Here is an 18706-nt window from a genome sequence, read left to right as displayed (position 1 = left end):
CGCTCTCTCGAGAAAGAAGGTCACGGCGATGACGCGCGGCTGGTCGATCGTCATGCTCGTCGTTGTCGTTGCATCGATCGTTGCACTGTGGCCCCGCTCCGGTGGCGTCGAGGGCGGCCCGTCCGAGGCCATCGCCAACAATGTCGCGCCGGTCGGACCCGAACCCACACTGTCCCGCCCGCCGGATGACGCGGCACGAGCAACAGCGCTACCGCTGTGTCCGCCGCCGGTACCGCGCGAAGGCGGTCCGCTGGCAGGAGTGATAGCGCGCTGCATCGGCAGCGCCGACGATGTCGATCTCGCCGACGTTCTCGGAAGCGAGGTGACGCTGATCAACCTGTGGGCATCCTGGTGCGGCCCGTGCCGCACCGAGATGCCCGTACTCGATGCCTACACCGCAGAACCCGACGCGATCCCAGTCATCGGAATCGACGTCGAGGACCGGCCCGCGGACGCGGCCGCGCTGCTCACGCAACTGGGCGTCCGCTATCCGAACTACATCGACGGCGGCAGCGTCCTGGACGCGCTCTCGGCACCGCCGGTCCTTCCCCTGAGCTTTCTCCTCCGCCCGGACGGAACGGTCGAGCGCGTCACCGACCCGACGGTGTTCGAGACGACAGACCAGATCCGCACTGCAGTAAAGGATTTCACCTCATGACACGCTTCCCACCAGTGTGGGTCGGTGCGCGCCGTCAGGGCAGCACGCCCACCGCGGCAATTGGATCGATTCTTGCCCTCGTACTACTGATCTCCGGATGCTCCGACGGCGCACAGGCTGCGCCCCCGGGAGGCAGCTTCGACTTCGTCGCCCCCGGCGGTCGAACCGACATCGTCTACGATCCCCCCGAAACACGCGGAACCATAGGCGAACTCGCCGGCCCCGATCTGATGGAGGAAGGCAAGACGACCGCTCTGTCGGACTACGACGGCAAGGTCGTCGTGATCAATCTCTGGGGCCAGTGGTGCGGCCCCTGCCGCGGCGAAGCCGACGACCTCGAAGAGGTCTACGAGACCACCCGCGAGCGTGGCGTGCAATTCCTCGGCCTCAACGTCAGAGATCCACAGAAGGACAAAGCGCAGGACTTCGTCGTCGACAACGACGTCTCCTACCCCTCGATCTACGACCCCTCGATGCGGACCCTGATCGCCCTCGGCGGAAACTACCCGACCAGCGTGATCCCCTCGACGCTGGTACTCGACCGTTCACACCGCGTGGCCGCGGTCTTCATGCGCGCCCTGCTCACCGACGACCTCCTTCCCGTCGTCGAACGGATAGCCGCGGAATGACGACTCTTCTCGCCCAAGACATCGGGTCGGCCTTCCAGAACGCGGCATCGAGCGGGCCCCTACTGCTCGCGATCGCGGCATGCATGCTCGCCGGGCTGGTCTCGTTCGCCTCCCCGTGCGTGGTGCCGCTGGTGCCGGGATACCTGTCCTACCTGGCAGGAATCGCCGGTGCCGACGCCCAATCAGCCGATACCCGATCGCCCCGCACCTCGACCACCGGCACCTCGACCACCGACACGTCGTCGCCGGAGCTGGCGAATCGCTGGCGTGTGGCCGGCGCAGCGTCGTTGTTCGTCGCCGGATTCACGATCGTCTTCGTCCTCGCCACAGCCTCGATCTTCGGAGTCATCGGCACCTTGCGCATCAACGAGCAAGTACTTCAACGAGTCGGCGGCGTCATCACGATCATCATGGGTGCAGCGTTCATCGGATTGATACCCGTTCTGCAACGCGACACCCGATACGCACCTCAGCAGATCTCGTCCCTCGCCGGAGCGCCGCTGCTCGGCGGTGTGTTCGCGCTCGGCTGGACACCGTGTCTGGGCCCCACCCTCGCCGGCGTTCTGTCTGTCGCGGCAGGAACCGAAGGTGCAACCGCAGCCCGCGGGGTCACTCTCATCGTCGCGTACTGCATGGGACTCGGCCTACCGTTCGTCGTCCTCGCGTTCGGCTCGAGTTCGGCGATGCGAGGTGTGGGGTGGCTTCGAAGGAACTCACAGAAGATCAAGATCGCGGGCGGTGTCATCATGATCGCCGTCGGCATCGCGCTGCTGACCGGAGTGTGGGGGTTGTTCATCGCCTGGATCCGCAACGAATTCGTCAGTGCAGTGGTCCTGCCCATCTGATCGAGATGTCGCCAAACCACCCCGCCGCATTGCATTGTTCGGGTAGCCGAACTATATTTTCAGGGTCCTGACATACTGTTGGTGCCGGAGGGTGTGGTCATGTCTGTGCTGCAGCGCCGATCGTCTCGGCCGCCCTCGAGGTTTCGGTCGGGCCTCGTTCTGCTCGGACCCGCTTTCGTCGCAGCGATCGCCTACGTCGACCCCGGCAACGTCGCCTCCAACGTCAGCGCCGGTGCGCAGTTCGGATACCTGCTGGTCTGGGTGATCGTTGCCGCGAACGTGATGGCCGGTCTCGTCCAGTTCCTCTCCGCCAAACTCGGCATCGTCACCGGAATGACACTGCCCGAAGTAGTCCGCGAGAAGTCGAGCAGGACTGTGCGACTGGCATATTGGGGGCAAGCAGAGGTGGTCGCCATGGCGACCGACCTCGCCGAAATCGTCGGCGGTGCGATCGCCCTCTACCTGCTCTTCGACCTGCCGCTCCTGATCGGCGGCCTCATCACCGGGGCCGTATCGATGATCTTGCTGATGGTCCAGGATCGCCGGGGCCAACGGCCCTTCGAGTTCGTGATTCTCGGGCTACTCGGTGTCATCGCCGTCGGATTTCTTGCCAGCGTCGTCGTGGAACCGCCATCGTTCACCGAGGCCGCCGCCGGTCTCATTCCGCGGTTCGACGGCGCGGAAAGTGTGTTGATCGCCGCCGCGATGCTCGGTGCGACGATCATGCCGCACGCGGTGTACCTGCACTCCGGTCTAGCACGTGACAGGCACGGACACCCCGAGGCAGGGCCCGTCCGTCAGCGGTTGTTGCGGATCACCCGGATCGATGTCGGGTTGGCGATGCTGCTGGCCGGGGCAGTGAACATGTCGATGCTGCTGTTGGCGGCCTCGACGCTGGGGGGCCGCGAGGGCGTCGATTCCATCGACGGAGCTCACGCAGCAGTGGGTGACACTCTGGGGCCGGTGGTAGCACTGCTGTTCGCGGTGGGCCTGCTGGCCTCGGGCCTTGCATCGACATCGGTCGGGGCGTACGCGGGGGCGATGATCATGGACGGGCTACTACGTAAGCGCATTCCGATTCTGGTGCGACGACTGGTGACACTTGTTCCCGCACTGGCAATTCTGGCAGCAGGAGTCGACCCCAGTCGGGCACTGGTCGTCTCGCAGGTCGTGCTGTCGTTCGGTATCCCATTCGCGTTGATTCCCTTGGTGCGGTTCACCTCGGACCGCATCCTGATGGGCGGCGATGTCAATCACCGGATCACGGCATACGCGGCATGGCTCATCGCGGGAATCGTCGTCGCACTCAACATTGCACTGATCTATCTGACCGTGGTCTGACTGCACCAAAACCGGGATCGCATCAGTCCTCGGTGTCGGCAGAGTCACCCTCTACCGACACCTCGCCGCCCTTCAGCAGTCAGCGGGGGAGAGGCCGCGTACCTTTCTTCCACACCAACGGGCCACAGTGCCACTGCGGCAGCGAGAGTCGAGCACTCCTGCCTCAATTTTTGCAGGATTCTGTGGATCTAAGTCACACGCTCTGAGCCCAACGGCGTCCTCGAGCGCTTCGACGGCACCGCACCACCACACCTGCTCTATCTCTGAAGCCAGGACGAAGTACGGCGCGACCCGAAACTGTTGCAACAGAACAGCTCTGTCAGTGCCCAATTGTCATACTCGCCGTCATACGGATAGAACCGTCGGTGGACCACCACTACCCGCCGAAATCGCCGAGCAGGCGGTGCAATCGTCCTCACCGCCCTGCAAACAATCGACCACGCTCGCAGTGAGCCAGCCGATGGGGGTCGATCAAGCGCCGCCGGTAGGCCGGTCCACTGACTCCAATACGTCCGCGAGCATCGGAACGTCCCAGTCGCGATCGTCGAGATCCGCGATAGCCCTCGCCGTCAGATCGTTGAATGCTGTCCCCCTTCCAAGCAATACGGGGAGGGGGTATGGTCCGAGTCGTCGCTAGGTACCCCCTGGGGGTATTATTCAGGATGAAGGAGTACCTCATGATCACCACGAATTACCGAGTCACCGGCATGACCTGCGGACACTGCGAGGCGTCGGTCCGGGAAGAAGTCGGTGCTGTGGCCGGGGTCGACACGGTCGAAGCATCGGCGTCGGCGGGGACGCTGACGGTGACGAGCGCCGACGAGCCCGACCACGCCCAGGTCGTCGCTGCCGTTCGCGATGCCGGCTACACAGCCGAACCGCAACCCGCAGATTCACGCACCGCGTAGCCGCTGAACTCGGCGGAGAGAAGGATTTACCGCGATGAACAACCACACACATGCCGATGTCGGCGTGGCCGAGACAGCGGGCACACAGTCGGGCCACGACCCGTCTGGACACAGCGCAGCCCACACCGGACACGGCGAGCAGACTGAACACGAAGGCCATACCGGGCACGGTGGCCATGCCGGTCACGGCGATCACGTCGGCATGTTCCGTCGCCTGTTCTGGGTCATGCTGGTCCTCGCCGTCCCGGTGATCGTTGCCTCGAACATGTTCGCGATGCTCCTCGGATACTCGCTGCCCGACGCAGCGTGGATCGCCTGGGTCTCCCCGGTGCTCGGAACGGTGATGTATGCCTGGGGCGGTTCCCCGTTCCTCACCGGCGCGGTGAGTGAAATCCGTTCACGTGCACCGGGAATGATGCTGCTCATCGCCCTCGCGATCACCGTCGCATTCGTCGCGTCGATGGGAGCGAGCCTGGGCCTGCTCGATCATCAGCTCGACTTCTGGTGGGAACTGGCGCTGCTGATCGTGATCATGTTGCTCGGGCACTGGATCGAGATGAGATCCCTCGCGCAGACCACCTCCGCTCTGGACTCGTTGGCGGCGTTGCTCCCGGATGTCGCCGAACGCGTCGACGGCGACGATGTGGTGCCGGTGTCCCCGGCCGAGCTGGAGCTCGGTGATGTCGTTGTCGTCCGCCCCGGCGGCCGAGTACCGGCGGACGGCACCATCGTCTCCGGATCGGCGAGCATGGACGAGTCCATGATCACCGGCGAATCACGCACCGTCCGCCGCAGCGACGGCGACCAGGTCGTCGCCGGCACGGTAGCCACCGACTCCGGCCTGCGCATCCAGGTCACCGCAGTAGGGGAGGACACCGCCCTCGCCGGCATCGGCCGCTTGGTCGCCGACGCCCAGAACTCGACCTCGCGCGCTCAGCGCATCGCCGACACAGCCGCCGCTTGGTTGTTCTGGTTCGCCCTCGGTGCCGCGATCATCACCGCTGCGGTGTGGACTCTGGTCGGGATGCCCGACGACGCCGTCATCCGCACCATCACCGTGCTGGTCATCGCCTGCCCGCACGCACTCGGACTGGCGATTCCGCTGGTGGTCTCCATCGCCACCGAACGCGCCGCCCGCGGCGGCGTTCTGGTCAAGGACCGGCTCGCACTCGAAACCATGCGCACGGTAGACACCGTGCTCTTCGACAAGACCGGCACCCTCACCAAGGGCGAACCCACCGTCACCGCAATCGAGGTGACCGGCGGGCGTACCGCCGACAATGTCCTCGCTTTGGCTGCTGCCGCGGAAGCCGACTCCGAACATCCACTCGCACGCGCCATCATCGGTGCCGCACGATCACGGAACCTGACCGTCCCGGCGGCCACCGACTTCCAGTCGTCCCCCGCTGTCGGGGTCGCAGCCGTCGTCGACGGCGTCCGGATCCAGGTCGGAGGGCCTGCGCTGCTCGCGCAGGAACACGGATCCGAACTCGCCGTCGCCGACCGGTGGCGGGGCGACGGGGCGATCATCCTGCACGTCCTCGCCGACGGGGCCGTGATCGGTGCACTCGCGCTCGCCGACGAGATCCGGCCCGAATCGCGCACAGCGATCGACGCGCTCCACGCCCGCGGAATCGCGGTGGTGATGATCACCGGTGATGCCGATGCTGTCGCGAAGTCCGTCGCGACCGAGCTCGGGGTGGACCGCTACTTCGCCGGGGTGAAACCGGAAGACAAGTCCCACAACGTCGCTGAGCTGCAACGAGAGGGCCGCACCGTGGCGATGGTGGGCGACGGAGTCAACGACGCACCGGCTCTGGCGCAGGCCGATGTCGGTATCGCGATCGGGGCCGGCACCGACGTCGCTATCGCATCGGCCGGAGTGATCCTCGCCAGCGACGACCCGAGGTCGGTGTTGTCGGTGATCGAACTCTCGCGCGCCTCGTACCGGAAGATGAAGCAAAACCTCTGGTGGGCAGCGGGATACAACCTCATCTCAGTCCCACTCGCGGCAGGAGTGCTCGCACCGATTGGGTTCGTACTGCCGATGTCGATCGGCGCGATCCTGATGTCGCTGTCGACGATCATCGTCGCCGCGAACGCGCAACTGCTTCGGCGACTCGACCTCGCGCCCGACGCCATCACCGGAGCGGTGAACGAAGCGAATTCCAATCCTCCGTCGCAGCGCGAACCGGCACTGTGAGAGCTGATCTCATACCGGGAACGCAGCCCTGACGACTGCGAAACGCTGATGGCCGCATCCTCTTCACCGGAGAGGATGCGGCCATCGTTTCGCGTAGCGGACCAGGTCAGCCGAGCAGCCGCTGCATGGTCTCGATTTCCTGCTGCTGGGTGGCGACGATGGTGCGGGCCATCTCCAGGGCGTCAGGGTTGGAACCGTCTGCGATTTCGGTGTTCGCCATCTCGATGGCACCGGTGTGGTGGGCGATCATCATCGTCAACCACTGGCGGTCGAATTCGGGTCCCGACGCTGCCATCAACGCGTCCATGTCCTGAGCGGTCATCATGCCGCTGTCAGAGCTGTGGTCCATCCCGCCCATGTCACCCATGTCCATGTCGGGCATGGGCTGGCCCCACTCGGTGAGCCAGGTGGTCATCTGGTCCATCTCGGGCTGCTGTGCGCCGGCGATCGCCGATGCCAGCGACAGCACGTCCGGGTTGTCGGTGCGGCCGTTCGCCATGTCGGCCATCTCGACTGCTTGGGCGTGGTGCGGATACATCATCTGCGCGAACATCACGTCGGCATCGTTGAACTCTGCGGACGCGCTTGCTTGGGCCGAGGACATCGGTGCGGAGGACATCGAGCCCATGGAGTGCCCGTCCATCGACGACTCGGTCGAGTCGTTGCTACAGCCGACGACGAGGAACGCGCTGGCGGCGGCGGCAGCGAGTGAAGCCATGACTTTGGTACGCATGTGGAATCTCCTTGCAAGAGTGGACAATCAGGGGTGTGTGACGTGTTTCGGTCCGCCGGTCGACGCGCGTCTACCGGGCTCCCTGTCACACTCGCAAGGTCACCGATCTGTCCAACTCCCACAACGTCCACGGCGGTGCACGTTCGAGCGTGGAATCGGTGCATCCGACGGTCCGGTTGAGTAGCGTCGGTACTGGATCGATGGCTGCGCTCAACGCCGGGACCGTCAGCGCGGGCGACGACACCGTCGTGCCCACACAAGGGTGCATCATTTGGTGGGCCGTCGGGCAGTCGTGCTCCCCGGCCATCACCGGAACCGACATAGTTTCGGACATATGAAGCGGCGTCGCCATCGAGGCACGGCCGCCGTTCAACGACATCGAGCCGGTTACGGACATCGACATCGGTGTCACCGAATGCATCAACAGGACACCGAACACCGTCAGTGCAATTAGCAGACCGGTCACCGAGGCCGTGCCCCGTCGACCACGTCTGACTGCCAATTGCATGCCCTTGACGGTAGCAGAGATACCCCCCAGGGGTAATGGCGAACCAGGGGATCGCCCGCCCTCCGCTGTCGGGCAGAGGCCGAATCTCTGGGAAACGCCGCCCCAGTTAAGGAGCTGTGCACTCGACTTCTGAACCAGTGCAGCTCACTTCTGAATCTGACAATCTGTCAGTTTCAGAAGACGGCTGCACTCATTGCAGGCGTTACGAGGGTGAGTGCACGTGTCTTCTGACATTCTGATGTCAAAAGTGCGGTGCACGGTCGCATGTTCGGCTCTCGGTGACAGGGAGGCTTGTGATGGACCCCGACAAGCTCGACGTCGTGGAGACCGGTGTGCTGACAGCGTCGGGGGAGCGGTGGTCCCAGGCCGAGACCCGTTTCGCTGTCCTGGCTCCCTTGCTGGAGATGCATCCGGTGCGTTCGGAAGCGGTCGACGCTGCAGCGCAGCGCTTGGGACTGTCCAGGCGGCAGGTCTACACGTTGGTCGGCAGGCTCAGGAACGGGACGGGGACGGTCACCGATCTTCTGACGAAGGTCTCGTCGGGTGGGCGTGGCCGCAGCCGAGTATCCGCTGAGGTCGAGGAAGTGATCGCCGACCATCTGACTCGATACTTTCTTCACCGTCAGAAGCTCAGTGTCGCTGCGCTGCATAGACGTATCGCATTGGCCTGTCACCGTGCGGGTCTGCCTGTGCCGGCCAGGAACACCGTCACCGCGCGTATCGCCGGCCTCCATCCGGCGTCGGTGGCCAGGTCACGCGGGGGACCCGATGCCGCCCGGCCGCGTCAGTCCGCCGGCGACGTTCCACCGGCGGTTGCGGGGATTCTCGATCAGGTCCAGATCGACCACACCGTCGTCGATGTGATGATCGTCGACGAGTACGAGCGTCAAACGATAGGTCGCCCCTACTTGACGATCGCCATCGATGTCTTCAGCCGTACCGTCCTCGGGTTCGTCGTCACTTTGGAGGCACCGTCAGCCGTATCTGCTGGGTTGTGCCTGGGCCGGGTGTGCAGCGAGAAGCAGACGTGGCTCGAAGCATGCGAGCTGGCCGAACAGGTGCAATGGCCCGATGGCAGGCAAGCCGAAGCGGTTATACCTCGACAATGCCGCCGAGTTCAAAAGCGAAGCGTTACGCCGCGGATGCGCCCAGCACGCGATCACCCTCGAATACCGTCCACCTGGCCGGCCGCATTACGGCGGGATCGTCGAACGCATTCTCGGAACGGCGATGACGGCTGTGCACGAGCTACCCGGGACCACTTTTTCGAACCCCGCGGACCGAGGAAATTACGACTCGGACAAGCACGCCGCGTTGACATTGCGCGAGTTGGAGCGCTGGCTGGTTCTGGCGATAGCCTCGTATCACGCGAGCGTGCATTCAGGGATCGGGAACACTCCGGCCGCCGTGTGGGCCGGCGGTGTCGCCGCAGCTGGTCATGCCCATCGTGTGGTGCTCGGCGAGACCGCGTTCCTGGTGGACTTTCTTCCCGTCATCCGGCGACGTCTGACGCGCACGGGCTTCGTTCTCGATCACGTGCACTACTTCTCGAACGCGCTCAAACCGTGGGTTGCGCGGCGAGAGGAGTTGGGGCGGTTCGTGATAAGACGTGACCCACGAGATTTGAGCAGAATCTGGGTCCTCGAACCAGACGGTGCAGGCTATGTCGAGGTGCCGTACCGGACGATGTCACATCCCGCGGTGACACTGTGGGAGCACAGAGCTGCTATCGCCCGTCTCCGCGAACAAGGTCGGTCGAACGTTGATGAGAGCGCACTGTTTTCGATGATCGAGCAGATGCGTGAGGTCACCGACCGCTCGCAGAAAGCCACCCGCAAAGCCCGGCGCAACCGTGCCCGCCGCACGCATCTCACCGGCGCCGTGTCTGCACCGATCCCGGCGATCCACCCGCCGGTGGAGCCTGAAACGGACGGCGGCACCGCAACGCCGGTCTTCAGCGACATCGAGGAATGGTGAGCCGATGACCGCATCGAAAGGAAGCAGCAACGAACCCACCGAGTCGTCCAGCGAGGATTTGGGGCACCTGCGGGAGTCGGTTCGACCGCTCACCGCACTCGACGACGCGGAGCGGATCCGGTTGATCCGGTCGGAGAGATGGACGGGTATCCGCAGGCCCGTACGGTCATCGACCATCTGGAGACGTTGCTGTCGTGGCCGGACCGACAGCGTATGCCGAACCTACTGTTGCTCGGTCCGACGAACAACGGCAAGTCGATGATCATCGAAAAGTTCCGGCGCACTCATCCGCCGATCAGCTTGTCCGACCGCGAGCAGATACCGGTGTTGTGCATGCAGATGCCCCCGGACCCGTCACCCGGCCGGTTCTACCTCGCACTGCTCACAGCGTTGGGAACACCGACCAGGCCCCGCAATCGGGTCCACGAACTCGAACAGCAAGCATTGATGCTGCTCCGCGCCACCGGCGTGAAGATGTTGATCATCGACGAGCTCCACAATGTTCTCGCTGGCCGCGACAACGTCCGCCGCGAATTCTTGAACGTGCTGCGGTTCCTGGGCAACGAACTACGCATTCCTCTTGTCGCTGTCGGAACCCGCGACGCCTACCTCGCCATCCGGACCGATCCCCAGCTGGAGAACCGATTCCATCCCATGACTTTGCCGGTCTGTACCAACACTGCCGACACCAGATCACTGCTGGCCAGCTTCAGCACGAGCTTCCCCCTCCGTAAACCCTCGCACCTGACATCACCGGAGATGACCGACTACCTCCTCACTCGCTCCGAGGGCACCATCGGTGAACTGACAACGCTGCTCACTGCCGCAGCAGTGACCGCCGTCGACAGCGGAGAGGAAGCGATCACCTCATCGGTGCTCACGCGCACTCTGTACCTCGGTCCCACCGAGCGGCGCCGCCAGTTCGAGCGCCACCTCGCGTGAACGCGCGGCTCGCGGCGATGCCCGATGATGCGTACGTTCGCCCGTGGCCGCTGCATCCGCAGCCACTGCCAGGTGAGGCCCTCTCGTCCTGGGTGGCCCGGATATGCGAGCTGTATCCGCACATCAAGCCTTCTGACCTGCTTGCAGACCTCGATATCGATTGTGCTGTCGAGGATCTCGACCGCTACACACCGGAGCCGATACTTATCGAGCTGGCCGGTCGCGGCGCAGTCCCGGTAGAGAGGGTGCGGATGATGACGTTGGCGGGGTGGACACCGTGGTTGCTCGACAGCACCGACCCCGCCGACTGCGACTTCGACACCTACGTCCACCAGTTCTCGGTCCTGCTACCGGCCGACCTCGCGAGGGAGGATCGACGACGCCGCACACCCACGAGCGAGGCATGGTTGCCGTGGGCGAGCACTCCGCGCAGTCGGGCATGCCCGGCATGTATCGACAGCCTCGAATCCACTGCTGATATCAACATGACTCTGCTGCATCAATATCCGGTGCTGAGCAGCTGTCTCGACCACCGTTGTCGACTCGAACCCTGCTCTGTTTTCCCTGGTCATGCAATCTTCTGGGATCAGGTCCGGTTCGGTTCGGACGAACGGGTCTCGCCCGTTCCGGTTCCCTCGGCGGTCACGGACCTCGATCGGCGCAGCACCGAGGCTCTGACGACGGGATGGGTGGAACTCGGCCCAGGCCGGGTACATGCCGCAGTTTGCTTCCGGCTTCTGCGCACCGTCGTCGACGAAGTGTCCTCGCCACTGGTTCGCACCGGACGGTGGGCGACGAGGCTCGTTGCGATCTGGAAGGCCGCCGGTCGTTCTCGCCCGTTGCGGACCGCGTGGGTTCCGTTCGAGGACCTGCACTGGGACGAGCAGGCGAAAGTCCTCGAGGCCGCGGCGATCGCCATTGCGTTGGTCGAGAGCGGTGAGATCGATGCCGGCGGTGCGCACGCATCTCTGCTGAGCCCACGACCCTATGAGCCGGTCGATCCCGGGACAGCTCCGACGCGCTCGTCTTATCCCGCACCCGAGCGCGATCTGTGGGCTGACGCGCACGCTGCGGCCGAGGCCGCCATCGCGGCAGCGCGCGTCGATCCCGCATCCGCCAGTTCGTTGTACAACTTCCTGCTCCGGGGGTGCCGCACCGCAGCGGAGCTGGATGAGACGGTGCAACTGTTCCTCGACCACGGGATCCCGCTGCACCATCCGCCGACATAGCTCTCGCCCGATGGAGCGGGGTCGTCCGCGATGCACGCGCGGCGATAGCCGAAGAGCCCTTTTTCGCGCCGGGGTCATAGTCACCAACGTTATTTGTGCGGTGACCGACGAGAATTTTCCTTCCCGCACCATAATCGCGAAAAGGCCTGCTCAGCGTGTTTTCGGCTCGAGAAGTCTGTCGGAGGTGCTCGCTACAGTGCTTGTCATGGCAGAACGGCAGCTCGGTGAGGTCGGGGACGCGGATTCACTCGTCTCGGTGGGTGGTGTGGCAGTGTTCCCGGACCTACCGGTCGAGGTCGCCGCTCGGATAGAACAGTCGATCGCAGCTTCTCGTTCGGCCGGAACACGCCGTGCCTATGCCTCGGCGTGGAGTCGATTCGAGAACTGGTGCATCGTCCTCGGGCACCAGGCTTTGCCGGCGCATCCCGCAACGGTGGCGGCGTACCTCGTCGGCGCCGCCGATACGCTCACCGTCGACGGGACGCGGGCGTATGCGCCGTCGACGTTCGACAAATGGATCGCGGCGGTCGCGGACCGCCACCGCGCTACCGGCCACGACAACCCGTGCGGGCACGAGATGGTCCGCGCCACTCTCTCGGGTATCCGGCGGGATTACGCGTCTGCGGGGGAGCGGCCCCGCAGACCCCGTGCCCCGCTCCTCACCGCTGACATCACTACGATCGTCGACCACGCCCGACGCACTGCAGCGGGCTGGGCGTCGGAGGTCCTCGAACGCCGCGACACCGCGCTACTGCTGATGGGCTACACCGGCGCATTCCGCCGCAGCGAACTCGTGGCGCTCGAATGCCGCGATGTCCACCGCGACCGCCTCGACGGCGCGCACGTACGTATCCGCAAATCGAAGACCGACCAGGACGGCACCGGAACCGTGAAAGCACTCCCGTTCACCGACCGCCACGAGTCATGTCCGGTCTGCGCGTGGGTGCGATGGCTGCAGATCGTCGCAGCGTTCGACACCGGCGGCAGAGTTGCTGTCATCCGAATACTTTCCCGCGCAGTGGAATTCGACTCCCATATCTGCCGCGGCACCCTTCCTGTAGTCGAGAAACGGTCCCCTCTGTTTCGGTCCGTCCGCAAGAACGGCAACCTCTCCGACACAGCCCTGTCCGGAGCCGCGGTGCACGCGGCGATCCGCCGCCGCGCTACTCGAGCTGGATACGGCCCCGACACCGTCGCCCAGCTCGGCGGGCATTCCCTCCGTTCCGGCTTCGTCACGCAGGCCTTCCGCAACGGTGCCGACGCGCATGCGATCATGCGCCAAACCGGGCACACCACACCCGCAATGGTCGAAACATACGCTCACGAGAATGCGCCACTGGTCGGCAACGCCGTCACCGAGCTCGGCCTATGACCAGGCACCCGACCGAACCAGTGAGCGGCGACGGGACGACAGGGGTAGATGCTGACCACGACGACCGCCCTTGTCCGATACGTGCATCGGACATCACGAACACGTCGATACCGAGGCGGGATCGGCACACGTGGTCACTGTTCGAGGACTGGTGCACCGCCCATGGCGAACCCCCATTGGCGGCCTCTCCTGAGTCACTTGCTCGGTTCCTGTATGCGCACCCCGCCGCGCCGACGACCCAACGCCGCCGGATCGCGGTGATCGACTCCGCTCATCATCGGCATCTATTACCTCCTCCAGGGCGCGCTGAGACCGTCCGGGCTGCGCTGGATGGGGCCCGCACGTCGCGCCTGCAGGAGGTGGCAGCCGTGATCGGCGGAATCATCGCCCGACTCCCCGAATACGGTTGGCCGTCAGCGTTGTTCGCGCGCAGAGACGCGCTGATCCTCATGCTCGCTACGACAGGTCTGCCGTACACGCAGATCGCGGCCCTGCGGGCATGCGATGTCACCGCCGATGCGGGTCTCGACGCCCTTCGCATCGAGACAGGCCGCGGCGTTCATACCCTCACCTCCCTCGCGCTGGCGGGGACGGGCATTTCTCCGCGCACGGTGTACCAGCGCTGGTGTGAGGTGCTCGGCCATCAGGCCCGGTATCCGAGCACCCGAATGCTCGCCGACGCTTTCGATGCCGTGGACGGCACCGGGCTCGGCGGATACGACCGGTATTTCGACCCGGCCGGTCAACATCCGCTGTCGACTGCGATCGACCGGTGGGGCCACACCCCGTTGGCTGCGACTCCGCTGACCGCCCGCGCGGTAGCGGGCATCGTGCGAATGCACTGGGACGGAAGGGCACCCACCCACCTGCAGCCCACTGCGCGGTCACAACAGCCGGAGCAGAGCACTGCACCGGATCCAGTACCGCGGGTCGTGCTCGACCCCGGCTACTACGAACGCGGAACGCTTGCGCGTAGACACGCCCACGGTCTTCTCGATGACCTGGACTCTGTCCTGGCCGATGTCGAAACCCGCGCGGACAGCCTGTTGGAAGCACTCGTCGACTTTCTCGCATCGGAGACCACACGCGTGCCGACCGACACCGTCGAGTGACTAGTGGTTGGTACTCCGGTTTGCACACACTCTTCTTCTCATGGCACGGAGGCGGCGACGTCTCCGTCATCTCCGAGACGAAGATCGATCAGGTTGCGGACGAACGGAGGCATCGATCTCGACCCCGTTCTGCGGGGTCTACGTCGAAACCGGGTCGTCTGAGAGTCGGGGATTTCGGAAATCTTTCGGAGAGCGTCCGGTCCAGCGTTTGAAGGCGTGAGAGAAGTTGGCGAGGTCGCTGTATCCGAGTTCGGTAGCGATCTCGCTGACCGAAACCGATCGGTCGAGGAGCCGTAGCATCGCGCGCTCGTACAGCAGCGAGTGGCGCACCTTGCTATAGGTGGTTCCTTCTTCGGCAAGCCGCCGTTTCAACGTGCTACTCGACATCGACAATGCTTGTGCAACATCATGGTTGGTTCGCTGTCCGAGGTCCTTTTCCAACTGTTGCCTCACCTTCTCGGCGGATGACATGGACCCACTCCGCTGGGCGAGTGTTCGCTGCAGATCAGCGATAGCGAGACGATATGCGAGGGGGTCCGAGAAGCGACAAGCCTTGTTGAGGGTCTCCTCGGGTACGTGGACGAAGGAAATCGGAGCGTCGAAGAACCGGCGATTCGCCCCCGGACCTTCGTCGTGGCTCACCTCGGCCGGCTCCGGCCAGCTCAGATGGAGTGTCACCGGCGATATGTCACCGGCGAGCATGTCCAGCAGTCGTAGTAACGCCGACCCACCGTAGGTGATGACCAAGCAGTCCAGTGCGGAATCGCCTGTGTGCGCAGTGAGCCCGACGATCAGACCGTAGTCGCCGGTGTGGAACTGCGACTTCAACGCCGTGGAGATCAATGGTAGGTATGTCAGGAGGTCGACGATCTCGGCGACCGAACCAGCGCTGATCAAAGGTGAACTCAGAGGCCCGAACGATGTCAACTGGGCCTGCTCGGCAAACGCAAATCCGAGTCGAGTGGCCTGGGCGATATCGAGTTCGGGATAGACCTCCCGAAACCACCGTATCGGTGCCTGAACGTCATGCTGAATGAGCGTCGCTTCACTGGTTCCTTCGCGGTGCATGATCACACGAAGCCGCGCGGCGGCGTCAGGGTCGAGTGCGCGGCGTTCGAGCAACTGAACGAACGCAAGCGGTGGCACGCCCTCGTCGCTCAGCTTCACGGTGACCCCTTTGACCCGAATTCACAAGTTTATGACTCCACCGAACATAGCCGTCACCCGCGTTTGCGACGACACTTTCGTCAATCACGCCGGAAAACGAGGAGTTGACATGGCAGCTGTAATTTTCGTCGCCCACGATGGTGAGAAGCACGAGGCGGCTCTGGTCGAAGGTCGCTCGCTGATGCAGATTGCAACCGACAATGCTGTGCCGGGGATCGATGGAGACTGTGGGGGCGAAACGGCCTGTGGCACCTGCCATGTGATCGTCGACCCGCAGTGGTCAGGAGAGGTGGGTCTGTCCGGCGCCGACGAGGAGGAGATGCTGGCGATGAACCCCGAGCGTGAACCCACGTCTCGGTTGTCGTGCCAGATGGTGGCCTCGGAAGCGTGGGATGGCCTGATCGTTCGAACACCTGAATTCCAATTGTGATGTGCGAAAGGCAGGCACGACAGCATGAAAGTTTCTGAGTCGATCGCCGACAAGGTCCAGTCGACCATCCCGATAGGGCTGCAGATCCAGGGCGCTCATTTGTACGACAAGACCCGACGGTGGGTGACTGGCACGAATGGCAAGAAGATCTTCGTCGAAAGTCCCATCCCACCGGTCGAGGATGTCGAGCTCGCCGACATCGACCTCAGTAACCCCTTTCTTTACAGACAAGGGCGGTGGCAGTCGTACTTCGAGCGCGTGCGGAACGAGGCACCGGTGCACTACCAACCCAATAGTCCGTTCGGCCCGTTCTGGTCGGTCACGCGCCATGCCGATATCGTGGCCGTCGACAAGAATCACGCTGTGTTCTCGGCCGAACCGTTCATCGTCATCGGCGTTCCGCCCCGGTTTCTCGATATCGAGATGTTCATCGCGATGGACCCACCACGCCACGACAAGCAGCGCGCTGCCGTCCAGGGGGTTGTCGCACCGAAGAACCTCCGGGAGATGGAGGGACTGATCCGATCGCGCGTACGGGAGGTATTGGACGACCTCCCCTTGAACGAGCCGTTCGACTGGGTGCAGAATGTCTCGATCGAGTTGACAGCTCGGATGCTCGCAACTCTTCTGGATTTCCCCTACGAACAACGCCGCAAACTCGTCTACTGGTCCGATTTGGCAACCTCGATGGAGCAAGCCAACGGTGGGCCCTCGGACAACGACGAGGTGTTCGAAGGCATGCGTGACATGGCCCGTGGCCTCAGCGCTCTCTGGCATGACAAAGCAGCCAGGAGGTCTGCAGGGGAAGAGTCCGGTTTCGATCTGATCACCATGTTGCAGAGCAACGAGGACACCAAGGATCTGATCGATCGTCCGATGGAATTTCTGGGCAACCTCGTCCTGCTGATCGTCGGTGGCAACGACACCACGCGAAACTCGATGAGCGGTGGCGTTCTTGCGTTGAACCAATTCCCCGACCAGTTCGAGAAATTGAAGGCCAATCCCGATTTGATCCCCAACATGAACTCGGAAATCATCCGATGGCAAACACCCTTGGCGTACATGCGCCGAATCGCCAAAGCCGACACCGTTCTGAACGGACAATTCATCCGCAAGGGTGACAAATTGGTGATGTGGTATGCCTCGGGTAACCGCGACGAACGCGTTTTCGAGAATCCTGATGATTTCATCATCGATCGTGCCAATGCGCGCAATCACATCGCGTTCGGATTCGGTGTGCACCGGTGTATGGGCAATCGGCTGGCCGAAATGCAGCTGCGGATTCTGTGGGAGGAGTTGCTTCCCCGCTTCGAGAACATCGAGGTCGTCGGCGACCCCGAGTATGTTCAGTCGAATTTCGTGCGGGGCATCAGCAAGATGATGGTGCGCCTGACGCCTACTTCCAGCGCATGACATCGCAACGGGCGATCATCGTCGGCGCAAGCCATGCTGGGGCACAACTGGCAGCTAGTTTGCGCCAAGAAGGTTGGACAGGCGACATCGTCCTCATCGGTAACGAGTCTGCCGCTCCCTATCAACGCCCCCCGCTGTCGAAGGCATACCTGGCGGGCAAATGCGTACTCGATGATATCGCCATTCGCAGCACGGACTTCTACTCCAAGCAAGGTATTCAGCTCCTGAACGCGCAGGTGGAGACCATCGTTCGGTCGGAAGGCAACGTCGTTCTCGACACCGGGGAGAAGCTGGCCTACGACAAGCTCGCGCTGTGCACGGGAGCCCGCCCTCGTCGGCTCACCGTTCCCGGGGCCGATCTCCACGGGGTCTACTACCTGCGCACCGCAGCGGACGTCGAGAGGATCCGTATGGCCACCGGCCCTGGCCAGCGGGTGGTGATCGTCGGAGGCGGCTACATCGGACTCGAGACAGCGGCATCGCTGCGCGCACTGGGCGTACAGGTCACAGTCCTCGAGGCAACTGGGCGTGTGCTCGAGCGGGTCACTGCTCCCGAGGTATCGACGTTCTTCGAGCGGATACATCGCGAACAGGGAGTCGACATCAGAACGAACGCGATGGTTCAGTGCCTGTCCGGTGACCGTGAGGTTCGTGAAATCACCTTGGCCAGCGGAGAATCGATCCCCGCAGATCTGGTCATCGTCGGTGTCGGCGTCGAGCCGAACACCGACCTCGCCGCCGATGCGGGTCTTGTCATCGACAACGGCATCGTGATCGACGATCACACTCGGACCAACGACCCCGACATCATGGCGGCGGGGGACTGCGCGAGCCACGACATGGCCCGTTACGGCCGTCGACTACGGTTGGAGTCCGTCTCGAGCGCAGGAGAGCAGGCCAAAGTCGCTGCGTCGACCGCCTGCGGGAAGTCCAGAAAAATCGAAGCGTTGCCGTGGTTCTGGTCGGATCAGTATCACTTCAAGCTGCAGATCGCCGGCCTCAACACTGGATACGACGAAGTGGTTCTCAGCGGTGACCCCACCCGCGACAGTGATTTCAGTTGCTTCTATCTCCAGGCCGGTGAGCTCATTGCCGCCGACTGCATAGGTCGCCCGCGCGAGTTCATGTACAGCAAACGGGTGATCGCCCAGCGACTCCCCGTCCAACGCGAAGACCTGATGCTCGGCGGACTCGCGCGCAACTGACCGATCCTTCGGTCGTTGTGCACACAACAGCAAC

The 18706-nt window shown here is 63.7% G+C and carries 18 protein-coding genes; 14 read left to right on the top strand and 4 right to left on the bottom strand.

Annotation, left to right across the window (positions count from 1 at the left end; translation table 11 throughout):
• The first annotated feature begins 28 nt into the window (after positions 1–28).
• From CH274_RS24815 to CH274_RS24790, 6 genes are all read left to right on the top strand, one after another.
• Positions 29–658: a TlpA family protein disulfide reductase gene (locus tag CH274_RS24815; protein WP_032370899.1), complete on the top strand. Its 630-nt coding sequence runs from the start codon at positions 29–31 to the stop codon at positions 656–658.
• Complete coding sequence (locus CH274_RS24810; RefSeq protein ID WP_080729299.1) at positions 655–1287, top strand: TlpA disulfide reductase family protein; 633 nt, start codon at positions 655–657, stop codon at positions 1285–1287. Before CH274_RS24815 ends, CH274_RS24810 begins: the two co-directional genes overlap by 4 nt.
• Positions 1284–2132 (top strand): cytochrome c biogenesis CcdA family protein, encoded by an 849-nt coding sequence (locus CH274_RS24805; RefSeq protein ID WP_032370900.1) that lies wholly within the window; start codon positions 1284–1286, stop codon positions 2130–2132. The genes CH274_RS24810 and CH274_RS24805 overlap by 4 nt, the downstream gene beginning before the upstream one ends.
• A gap of 99 nt (positions 2133–2231) precedes the next feature.
• Positions 2232–3473 carry an Nramp family divalent metal transporter gene (locus CH274_RS24800; RefSeq protein ID WP_032371006.1) on the top strand — a complete coding sequence of 414 codons (1242 nt, stop codon included), beginning with the start codon at positions 2232–2234 and terminating at the stop codon, positions 3471–3473.
• 677 nt (positions 3474–4150) lie between these two features.
• Positions 4151–4381, top strand: a complete 231-nt coding sequence (locus CH274_RS24795; protein WP_032364250.1) for a heavy-metal-associated domain-containing protein — start codon at positions 4151–4153, stop codon at positions 4379–4381.
• A 34-nt stretch (positions 4382–4415) separates the two neighbouring features.
• Positions 4416–6584 carry a heavy metal translocating P-type ATPase gene (locus tag CH274_RS24790; RefSeq protein WP_094659247.1) on the top strand — a complete coding sequence of 723 codons (2169 nt, stop codon included), beginning with the start codon at positions 4416–4418 and terminating at the stop codon, positions 6582–6584.
• Positions 6585–6690: 106 nt separating this feature from the next.
• On the opposite strand, the gene CH274_RS24785 is transcribed toward CH274_RS24790, so the two are convergent.
• From CH274_RS24785 to CH274_RS30105, 3 genes are all read right to left on the bottom strand, one after another.
• Entirely contained in the window at positions 6691–7317 is a 627-nt protein-coding gene (locus CH274_RS24785; protein ID WP_032393448.1) for a DUF305 domain-containing protein, read from the bottom strand.
• An 85-nt stretch (positions 7318–7402) separates the two neighbouring features.
• Positions 7403–7825: a hypothetical protein gene (locus tag CH274_RS24780; RefSeq protein WP_032370903.1), complete on the bottom strand. Its 423-nt coding sequence runs from the start codon at positions 7823–7825 to the stop codon at positions 7403–7405.
• Positions 7826–8577: 752 nt separating this feature from the next.
• Entirely contained in the window at positions 8578–8715 is a 138-nt protein-coding gene (locus tag CH274_RS30105) for a hypothetical protein (RefSeq protein WP_256988375.1), read from the bottom strand.
• 181 nt (positions 8716–8896) lie between these two features.
• Between CH274_RS30105 and CH274_RS30100 the strand changes: the two genes are divergently transcribed.
• The 5 genes from CH274_RS30100 (at position 8897) to CH274_RS24755 (ending at position 14457) form a co-directional block, all read left to right on the top strand.
• Entirely contained in the window at positions 8897–9802 is a 906-nt protein-coding gene (locus CH274_RS30100) for a Mu transposase C-terminal domain-containing protein (RefSeq protein ID WP_256993688.1), read from the top strand.
• A gap of 138 nt (positions 9803–9940) precedes the next feature.
• Positions 9941–10744, top strand: a complete 804-nt coding sequence (locus CH274_RS24770; RefSeq protein WP_256988373.1) for a TniB family NTP-binding protein — start codon at positions 9941–9943, stop codon at positions 10742–10744.
• Positions 10741–11973, top strand: coding sequence for a TniQ family protein (locus tag CH274_RS24765; protein ID WP_179275859.1), 1233 nt, complete (start codon positions 10741–10743; stop codon positions 11971–11973). Before CH274_RS24770 ends, CH274_RS24765 begins: the two co-directional genes overlap by 4 nt.
• A gap of 205 nt (positions 11974–12178) precedes the next feature.
• Positions 12179–13345: a site-specific integrase gene (locus CH274_RS24760; RefSeq protein WP_024793402.1), complete on the top strand. Its 1167-nt coding sequence runs from the start codon at positions 12179–12181 to the stop codon at positions 13343–13345.
• Between the two features lie 368 nt (positions 13346–13713).
• Positions 13714–14457: a recombinase gene (locus tag CH274_RS24755; protein WP_256988229.1), complete on the top strand. Its 744-nt coding sequence runs from the start codon at positions 13714–13716 to the stop codon at positions 14455–14457.
• 138 nt (positions 14458–14595) lie between these two features.
• On the opposite strand, the gene CH274_RS24750 is transcribed toward CH274_RS24755, so the two are convergent.
• Positions 14596–15624, bottom strand: coding sequence for a helix-turn-helix domain-containing protein (locus CH274_RS24750; RefSeq protein ID WP_052068872.1), 1029 nt, complete (start codon positions 15622–15624; stop codon positions 14596–14598).
• A gap of 109 nt (positions 15625–15733) precedes the next feature.
• Between CH274_RS24750 and CH274_RS24745 the strand changes: the two genes are divergently transcribed.
• Genes CH274_RS24745 through CH274_RS24735 form a run of 3 tightly spaced genes read left to right on the top strand, consistent with a single transcriptional unit; the run spans position 15734 to position 18672 of the window.
• Entirely contained in the window at positions 15734–16054 is a 321-nt protein-coding gene (locus CH274_RS24745; protein WP_024793405.1) for a 2Fe-2S iron-sulfur cluster-binding protein, read from the top strand.
• Between the two features lie 24 nt (positions 16055–16078).
• A complete protein-coding gene (locus tag CH274_RS24740; RefSeq protein ID WP_094643793.1) occupies positions 16079–17467 on the top strand; it encodes a cytochrome P450 in 1389 nt (462 codons plus the stop codon).
• On the top strand, positions 17464–18672 hold the full coding sequence (locus CH274_RS24735; protein ID WP_094659246.1) for an NAD(P)/FAD-dependent oxidoreductase: 1209 nt from the start codon (positions 17464–17466) through the stop codon (positions 18670–18672). Before CH274_RS24740 ends, CH274_RS24735 begins: the two co-directional genes overlap by 4 nt.
• The last annotated feature ends 34 nt before the right edge of the window (positions 18673–18706 follow it).

The organism is Rhodococcus sp. 06-418-5, assembly GCF_002258285.1.
Lineage (GTDB): Bacteria > Actinomycetota > Actinomycetes > Mycobacteriales > Mycobacteriaceae > Rhodococcoides.
This window is presented reverse-complemented; position numbering and strand designations above follow the sequence as displayed.

Excerpts from the sequence above, each read along its gene's own strand:
- CH274_RS24815 (WP_032370899.1), top strand. The coding sequence starts at position 29 with ATGACGCGCGGCTGGTCGATCGTCATGCTCGTCGTTGTCGTTGCATCG.
- CH274_RS24810 (WP_080729299.1), top strand. The coding sequence starts at position 655 with ATGACACGCTTCCCACCAGTGTGGGTCGGTGCGCGCCGTCAGGGCAGC.
- CH274_RS24805 (WP_032370900.1), top strand. The coding sequence starts at position 1,284 with ATGACGACTCTTCTCGCCCAAGACATCGGGTCGGCCTTCCAGAACGCG.
- CH274_RS24800 (WP_032371006.1), top strand. The coding sequence starts at position 2,232 with ATGTCTGTGCTGCAGCGCCGATCGTCTCGGCCGCCCTCGAGGTTTCGG.
- CH274_RS24795 (WP_032364250.1), top strand. The coding sequence starts at position 4,151 with ATGATCACCACGAATTACCGAGTCACCGGCATGACCTGCGGACACTGC.
- CH274_RS24790 (WP_094659247.1), top strand. The coding sequence starts at position 4,416 with ATGAACAACCACACACATGCCGATGTCGGCGTGGCCGAGACAGCGGGC.
- CH274_RS24785 (WP_032393448.1), bottom strand. The coding sequence starts at position 7,317 with ATGCGTACCAAAGTCATGGCTTCACTCGCTGCCGCCGCCGCCAGCGCG.
- CH274_RS24780 (WP_032370903.1), bottom strand. The coding sequence starts at position 7,825 with ATGCAATTGGCAGTCAGACGTGGTCGACGGGGCACGGCCTCGGTGACC.
- CH274_RS30100 (WP_256993688.1), top strand. The coding sequence starts at position 8,897 with ATGGCAGGCAAGCCGAAGCGGTTATACCTCGACAATGCCGCCGAGTTC.
- CH274_RS24770 (WP_256988373.1), top strand. The coding sequence starts at position 9,941 with ATGGACGGGTATCCGCAGGCCCGTACGGTCATCGACCATCTGGAGACG.
- CH274_RS24760 (WP_024793402.1), top strand. The coding sequence starts at position 12,179 with ATGGCAGAACGGCAGCTCGGTGAGGTCGGGGACGCGGATTCACTCGTC.
- CH274_RS24745 (WP_024793405.1), top strand. The coding sequence starts at position 15,734 with ATGGCAGCTGTAATTTTCGTCGCCCACGATGGTGAGAAGCACGAGGCG.
- CH274_RS24740 (WP_094643793.1), top strand. The coding sequence starts at position 16,079 with ATGAAAGTTTCTGAGTCGATCGCCGACAAGGTCCAGTCGACCATCCCG.
- CH274_RS24735 (WP_094659246.1), top strand. The coding sequence starts at position 17,464 with ATGACATCGCAACGGGCGATCATCGTCGGCGCAAGCCATGCTGGGGCA.